Annotated in this window: 5 protein-coding genes; 3 read left to right on the plus strand and 2 right to left on the minus strand. The window is 64.3% G+C overall.

Translation table 11 applies throughout. The features are described from left to right. Positions 1-378: 378 nt before the first annotated feature. Both ASG03_RS10525 and ldtR read left to right on the plus strand, forming a co-directional pair. Positions 379-816, plus strand: coding sequence for a DUF6163 family protein (locus tag ASG03_RS10525; RefSeq protein ID WP_062471913.1), 438 nt, complete (start codon positions 379-381; stop codon positions 814-816). A gap of 129 nt (positions 817-945) precedes the next feature. After that, positions 946-1,482, plus strand: coding sequence for a transcriptional regulator LdtR (gene ldtR / locus ASG03_RS10530; protein WP_062468683.1), 537 nt, complete (start codon positions 946-948; stop codon positions 1,480-1,482). A 238-nt stretch (positions 1,483-1,720) separates the two neighbouring features. Here the strand turns inward: ldtR and ASG03_RS10535 are convergent, their stop codons facing one another. Continuing rightward, positions 1,721-4,159: a methyl-accepting chemotaxis protein gene (locus ASG03_RS10535; RefSeq protein WP_156381799.1), complete on the minus strand. Its 2,439-nt coding sequence runs from the start codon at positions 4,157-4,159 to the stop codon at positions 1,721-1,723. A 294-nt stretch (positions 4,160-4,453) separates the two neighbouring features. Further along, on the minus strand, positions 4,454-4,756 hold the full coding sequence (locus tag ASG03_RS21440; protein ID WP_156381800.1) for a hypothetical protein: 303 nt from the start codon (positions 4,754-4,756) through the stop codon (positions 4,454-4,456). A 1,082-nt stretch (positions 4,757-5,838) separates the two neighbouring features. Between ASG03_RS21440 and ASG03_RS10545 the strand changes: the two genes are divergently transcribed. Then, entirely contained in the window at positions 5,839-7,161 is a 1,323-nt protein-coding gene (locus ASG03_RS10545) for a L,D-transpeptidase family protein (protein ID WP_062693543.1), read from the plus strand. Positions 7,162-7,385: the final 224 nt, after the last annotated feature.

The following is a 7,385-nucleotide window of genomic DNA, read 5'->3' on the forward strand; positions in this document are numbered from 1 at the left end:
TCATCGCCACACCGCCGGCCTTACAAGCTCAAACGGCGGACGGCCTTTTCGCGAGCCCGGCGGCGGGGATATGCGTCATCCCCCCATCGCCGGCACCGGCCCCGCTTCGCCGGAACGCCTTCCGGTGCATCCGATAACGGGACGCGGCCAGTATGGCGGCGGAAAAACCGGCGTGGAAAAGAAACGGGGAAAAGAAAGGGCGTTTTTTTTCGGGGGCCGCTGGCGCGAACGATCTCGAGGGGCGGCCCGGCGCTTGCCGCCTGCCGCGCCGATCGTCCCGCGCCGAACGTTGCCCGCCGGCTCTGCGCGGCCTTCGCGCGCGCCGTCCGCGCGTTCCTCCTCTGGCCGTCGCCCGCATCCGCGCTTATGGTCGCCGTCATGTCCGATGATTCTGTCCATGTCCCCAAGATTTCCGTGACGGAGACGCTGTTCGGCATCTTCCTGCGGCTCGTGGCCATCTCGTGCTTCTGGTTCGGCCTGAACTACTGGGCGCTGCTGATCGGCTATTCCTTCAACGGATCCGGCCGCTTCGATCTTCTGACCGTTCCCTGGCGCGTCGCGGCGGCCACGCTGGCGGTGGCCTATCCCGTGGCAGCCCTGGGTTTGTGGCTTCTCGTGTCCTGGGGGCCGGTCATCTGGGTGGTGGCGGCAGCGACCGAAATCGTCATGTTCGGCTTCTATCCCGAGCTCTTCGGCGCCAAGCCGTCGATCCTCGTCCTGCACGGCGGCGCGGCCCTGACCTTCGTGTTTTTCCGCGCTCTCATTCTCTATCAGCGTATGCGTAAGGGACGTATTGCAAGATTTGATTCACCCTGACACAGCAGTCGCCAATGGTAAGCTCATGTTAAGGCTGCGGTTTAAGTAGAATTTTATACGTATTCGATAGTGTCTCCTCAAGGCGGGAAAACATAACCACCGCCACCCAAACAGAGAGAGACCGTCATCATGAACACCAAGCTCAAGGCTCACGCTTCCGCCACGTCTGCCGCCAACACGATCGTCCACAAGGACCCGCAGGAAGACGCGATCCGCAACCTCTACATGGAATCGCTGCACCTCGTCGAGCGCCTGCACCGTCGCCTGCTCGACGTCATCAAGGACGAATTCGACCGGCAGGGCCGCTCCGACGTCAACGCCGTCCAGGCGCTCCTCCTGTTCAACATCGGCAATTCCGAACTGACGGCAGGCGAGCTGCGCTCGCGGGGCTACTATCTCGGCTCCAACGTCTCCTACAACGTCAAGAAGCTCGTCGACCTCGGCTTCATCAATCACCAGCGCTCGCGCATCGACCGTCGCTCGGTCCGCATCAGCCTGACGGAAGACGGCCAGCACATCGCCGAAACGGTCGCCAAGCTCTATGAACGCCACATCGGCTCGATCCACAAGGTCGGCGGCATCGGCACGGACGAATTCAGCCAGATGAACAAGCTGCTGCAGCGCCTCGACCGCTTCTGGAACGACAGCATCGCCTACCGCATGTAAGGCAGGACAGGACGATCCTCTTTGAAAAGGCCGGACGCGGAATGGCGTCCGGCCTTTCGCGTGTCCGCTTCTGGCCCCTCCGGCCTTCGCACACCTCGCAGCCGATACCCAAGTCCAAGTCCATGCCCCATACCCAAGCCCCTTGCCCACGCCTTGCCGCAAACAAGCAGACCCGGCGAACGCGGGTCCGCCGGGTCTGTTCTGCCGGGTGATGGTTCCGGATCTCTGCGGCGAAGCGCTAGAAGTCCTGCCAGGATGCGGTCGCGGTGTTGCCGGCGCCGCCAAAGGCGCTGGCGATCTTGCGGCCGAGCGCGCGTGCCGGCGAGTTCACGGGCCGCGCCTGTTCGGTGGCGAGCCGCGCCTGCGGGGCATGGGCCGATGACGCAGAGGAGGATGCGCCCAGATTGAACTGCGCGATCAGCCTGTTCAGCGCTTCGGCCTCCCCGGCAAGGCTATGGCTTGCCGCGGTGGACTGCTCGACCATGGCCGCGTTCTCCTGGGTGCCCTGGTCGATCGTGTTGACGGCCGTGTTGATCTCCTGGATGCCGACCGACTGTTCGCGCGCCGACTCCACGATGGCGCTGACATGCTGGCTGATCTGGTTGACCTCGTCGACGATGAGGCCGAGCGATCTGCCCGTCTCGCCGACAAGCGACACGCCGACCCGCACCTGTTCGCCGGAGGTGACGATCAGGGCCTTGATCTCCTTGGCGGCCGTGGCCGACCGCTGGGCCAGCTCCCGGACCTCCTGCGCGACCACGGCAAAACCCTTGCCGGCTTCTCCGGCGCGGGCGGCTTCCACCCCGGCGTTCAGCGCCAAGAGGTTGGTCTGGAAGGCGATCTCGTCGATCACGCCGATGATGTTGCTGATCTCGCCCGACGATCGCTCGATCTGCTGCATCGCGTTGACGGCGGAGCGGACGACGTCTCCCGCCTTTTCCGCGCCCACCCGCGTTTTCGACACGAGATTTCCCGCTTCCTCGGCGCGCTTGGTGGAGTCCTTCATGGTCGTGGTGATCTCCTCGAGGGCCGCGGCGGTTTCCTCCACGGACGCTGCCTGCTGTTCCGTCCGCCGGGCAAGGTCGTCGGCCGCCGAGCGGATCTCGTTTGCGCCGCTGTCGATGGCCCGGGCATTGCCGTGGACGGTCTGCAGCGCTTCATGAAGCTTGGTCACGGAGTTGTTGAAATCGGTTCGCAGCGCATCGAGCGGGGCGACGAACGGCGTCGAGATCCGGTAGGCGACATCGCCGTCCGCAAGCCGGCCGAGACCGGTGGCCAGCGCATCGACGACCGTCTGTATGTTCGCAGCATCCCGCGCCTTCTGGGCATCGCGCTCCCGGCGCTCGGCCTCGCTCATCGTCCGGGTGGCGTCCGCCTCCGCCTCCATCGTCGCCTTGGCGATCGCATTGTCCTTGAAGACGGACACGGTCTCCGCCATCGCGCCGATCTCGTCGATGCGGTCGCGGCCGGGGATCTCGATGCTGGTGTCGTTGCCGGCGAGACGTGTCATGGCTGTCGTCATGGCGCGGATCGGCTGGGAAATGCTGCGTGCGACGAACCACATGGCAAGGACACCGCCGACGGCAATGGCGACGGCGACGATGATCTGCAACAGGCTGTCATTGTGGTTGCGCGTGGAGAGCGCGCTGTCCAGTGCCGTCGCCTCGGCCATGGCCACGGTGGTGGGAACATCGATCAGGACGGACCACGGCGTCTTTGTCCGTCCGACGAGGATCGGCGCAAAGGCCGTGAAGGAGTGCCCATCGGCTTTCACATGGCTGTTTCCGCCCTGGACGATCGGCAGGAACTGGGTCAGCGTCGGATCGGTCTTGTCGAACGGCTGGCCGATGGTTTCGGGATGTTCGCTCGAGGCGACGACAAGCCCCTTGTAGCTGACGATCTCGACGCCGGCCTTGCCGCCGAAGATCGACGCCTTGACCTGTTCGGCGAGCTGCTGGACGAAGGCGAGGTCGAAATCGGCGCCGGCAACGCCGGCGAACTTGCCGTCGATCATGATCGGGACCGACATCGTCGCGAGATAGACGTTCTTTCCCTGCACGATGTAGGGAAGGGGATCGAGAATGCTCTCGCCGCCGCCGTTCTGCGGGCCGATATACCAGCCGCCCTTCATCACCCCGTTGGGATGCAGCTCGTGGCTGTCATACTCCACCAGCGATTGGACGTCGACGGTCCCCGCCGCGTCACGCGTCCAGTAGGGCAGGAACCGGCCGGTTGCATCCGACCCCATTTTCCGGTTGTTCCGGAAGGCCTCGTCCTGCCCGTCGAGGGCGTTGGGCTCCCAGGCGCTGTAGGTGCCGTTGAAGCGCGGATTGTCCTTGAGAACGTTGAGGAGAATGCCGTTGAACTGTGCCCGCCTTGCCTGCGCGGGCGTCGCGGCGGGAAGGCCGGATGCGGCCACCTCGAACATCCGGGCCATGTTGCGGGCGGAATCGAAGGCGCTGTCGAGCGACGACCGGATGACGCCGGCCTGGGTGGACGCCAGCGTCGCCAGGCTGTCCTTCGTCTTCTGTTCGGTGAGGTCGCTCACCGACCGGGCGACGAAATCCTTGCTGTTGCCGGCGGCAACGACGCTGTAGCCGACGAGAGCACCTGTCGCCGCAAGGACGCAGATGCCCGAAAGCAACGCTATCTTCATCTGGATGGATCGAAATTGCATGTCATCCTCGCATGGGTTGGCTGCCCGGCCTCGGTTCAAGGCGGGGATCAGCAGTGGTGGCGATGTCGGGAGAAGGTGGGAGAGGGACGCTTGCGCGTCCCCTGAGGTGCACGCGCGACCTTACGGTCGGCCCGTGCACAGGCCGTGGTTCAAGGCGTACGCGGATCGATCACCCGAGCGGCGGCGAGGCGACAGCGGGGAGGCTGCAATTCCCCGAGACGCCGGCCGATCGACGGCGGTCAAGGTCCGGCCGATGGCGGGGGCGAAAAGGCGCATGTCCGCGCCGAGGGCTGCTCATGTCCAACAAGACTTGCTCCATCGTTTGACGACGAGGAACCCTTTCTTGCCCGTCATGAGCGAGGTTTCCAAGGCCGCAGTCATCTGCGGAATCCGAGTATAAAGGTGGAAGAGTCCCTGTGGCGTCGACACGAGAGCGGTGACGGTCAGGGTCTGGATGCGACGTCCGGCCTGCATCTTGGCGAGATGCCGCGTCCGGCCAGAATTCAGGCACGTGTTTTGAATTTTGTTTTGAAAAAGGATCGATGCGTCTGATGTGTTAGAAAGTAGACGTCTGATGCGCAGCCATTTGATGCGCATTTGGAGAATCCGCGCCGTCCTCTTTGGAGAGCTGCAAATTCAAGAGAAGAACGGTGGCGTAGGCCAGCAATGCGTTTACATTGCACATCTCCAGCCGGAGGCGGAGGATACTGTCCATTCGGGTGGGATCGTCTTCAAAAGAATGTAGGGTATTCTGTGATGTATGTGCCATTTTCCTATCCTGATCTATCGGTAAAAATATTATGCATTAGTAAAGTCTTTGTAAACGCGCGGCCGGGCGGAGATGCCGTCGGCGGCGGGATTCGCAGATTTGCGACAGTCCGGGAGACAAATCCGGCGGCGCAGGGAACTCGTCGTCATGAAGGCTGCAGGCCGGCTGTTGCGGTGCGTCATCGGTCGCTCTTTGGCGCGGTCCGACGGTAGCGCGGACGCGCGCGAACGTCCTTGATTCAGATCAAAGGGTAAGCGAGGGCGCAGACGAGCGGGTGGCGGCGCCTTCCGGGCGGTCGAAAGCCCCAAGGCGCTCAGGAGCGATGTCACGCGATCGTGTCCGGCCCGGTATCTGGCCCGGTGTCTGGCCCGCGGCCTTGGGTGTCGACGTCGCTCGGGCGCCCGTCGTCCTGCCCGCCAGGTTCGGGCCGGGCCAATCTGTACTATTCGGGCCCTGCGGGGCAGGGGCGCGCCGGACCGGTGCCGGATCGGGGAAGGCGGTTGTGGGGCTGTGGCAGGAAGGACGCAGTGCCTTGATTCCCGGCCTGTCGACGGGCTTTGCCTCTGGTTGTGTGACACCGTTTGGCCATATTGATATGGGAGGTCAAACGGATGAAAAACCGGCCTGTCAAGGCGGGTCTGACACCGGTTTCGGCGCGACCGCGCAGGGCCGGGGCGGCCGGAAAGGCCCGCAAGGTCTCAGACATGTCTGGGGCCTGCACGCTCAAGCCAAGGCCTGTCCGCGCGGGCGGCATGTCCGGGATCCGCCGATGGCGGGCTCCGGCGGGTTCGATCCGGGTCTGATCGGGTCAGTCAGGCCTTTCCCGCCGCGGGCCGGTTTGGCTTTGGTTAACCGTAATCGTGATAGCGCTGAGGGCGGAATTGCCTCGCAGCATCTGATGGTAGGGATCATGTCGAAGAAAAACGGAATTGATGCTCACAGCCGCCGCGCCTTCCTGCGCTCCGCCGCCACGCTCAGTGCGGCAGCCTGGGCCGGTGGCGCGTTCGCGCAGGACGCTCTGGTGGACATCATCAATGCACCGCGCCGCGGCGTGTGGGACGACCAGTTCGACGCGCAGGCTTCGCGCACGGCGCTGGCCGTTTCGTCCAACACGCCGATCTTCAGCATGGACACCATCTACAACACCCAGACGGCGATCGGCCAGTATCAGCGGATCGTGTCTGCCGGCGGCTGGCCCGAGGTCAATCCGTCGCAGCGTCTGGAGCTCGGCGTGTCCGACCCGGCGGTGCGGGCGCTGCGCCAGCATCTGATGGCATCGGGCGATCTCGAGCAGTCGGCCGGCATGTCGGACAATTTCGACAGCTATGTCGACGGCGCGGTCAAGCGCTTCCAGGCCCGCCACGGCCTGCCGCCGGATGGCGTTCTCGGTGAATATTCGCTGAAGGCGCTGAACATCTCCGCCAATGTGCGCCTGCAGCAGCTCAACACCAATCTCGTGCGCCTGCAGTCCATGTCGGGCGATCTCGGCATGCGCCACGTCGTGGTCAACATCCCGGCGGCCCTGATCGAGGCGGTGGAGAACGGCCGCGTCGTCCAGCGCCACACGGCCATCGTCGGCCGCCTGTCGCGCCCGACGCACATCATCAATTCCAAGATCTACGAGGTCATTCTCAACCCGTACTGGACCGCGCCGCGCTCGATCGTCGAGAAGGACATCGTGCCTCTGATGCGCAAGGATCCGGAATATCTGAAGAAGAATGCCATTCGCCTGATCGACGGGCAGGGCAACGAGGTGTCGCCGGAGACGATCGACTGGAATGCCGACAAGGCGCCGAACCTGACGTTCCGTCAGGATCCGGGCAAGATCAACGCCATGGCATCGACCAAGATCAACTTCCACAACCCGAACAACGAGTACATGCACGACACGCCCTCGCAGGGCCTGTTCAACAAGCTCGCGCGCTTCGAGAGCTCGGGCTGCGTCCGCGTGCAGAACGTGCGCGATCTCACGACCTGGCTCCTGAAGGAAACGCCCGGCTGGAGCCGCCAGCAGATCGAGGCGACCATCCGGTCGGGCCAGAACAACCCGATCAAGCTCTCGGTCGAAGTGCCGGTGTACTTCAAGTACATCACCGCCTGGGCCGCCAAGGACGGCGTCGTGCAGTTCCGCGACGACATCTACCAGATGGACGGCGAACAGGAACTGGCCCTGCAGACCACCACCGGCATCGAACCCGTCACCGACGGCCTCGACGGCGGCGTGGCACAGTAACGTCCCCTCGTTCGACCTCATCCTCCCGACCCCTCGACGGCCGCGCTTCCCGGAAGCACGGCCGTTTTGTTTGGCGGCGTAGCCCCTCATCTGCCTGCCGGCATCTTCTCCCCGCGTGCGGGGAGAAGAGACGCGGTTCCCTGCTTTGTTTCCCCATGGGGAAGGCAGGCTCGTCCCCTCTCCCCGCAGGCGGGGAGAGGGTTAGGGTGAGGGGCGGCCCGCAC

Origin of the sequence: Rhizobium sp. Leaf341 (assembly GCF_001424325.1) — a bacterium.
Classification (GTDB): Bacteria; Pseudomonadota; Alphaproteobacteria; order Rhizobiales; family Rhizobiaceae; genus Ferranicluibacter.

Coding starts and splice junctions, on each gene's coding strand:
- ASG03_RS10525 (WP_062471913.1), top strand. CDS start 379: ATGTCCGATGATTCTGTCCATGTCCCCAAGATTTCCGTGACGGAGACG.
- ldtR (WP_062468683.1), top strand. CDS start 946: ATGAACACCAAGCTCAAGGCTCACGCTTCCGCCACGTCTGCCGCCAAC.
- ASG03_RS10535 (WP_156381799.1), bottom strand. CDS start 4,159: ATGCAATTTCGATCCATCCAGATGAAGATAGCGTTGCTTTCGGGCATC.
- ASG03_RS21440 (WP_156381800.1), bottom strand. CDS start 4,756: ATGCGCATCAAATGGCTGCGCATCAGACGTCTACTTTCTAACACATCA.
- ASG03_RS10545 (WP_062693543.1), top strand. CDS start 5,839: ATGTCGAAGAAAAACGGAATTGATGCTCACAGCCGCCGCGCCTTCCTG.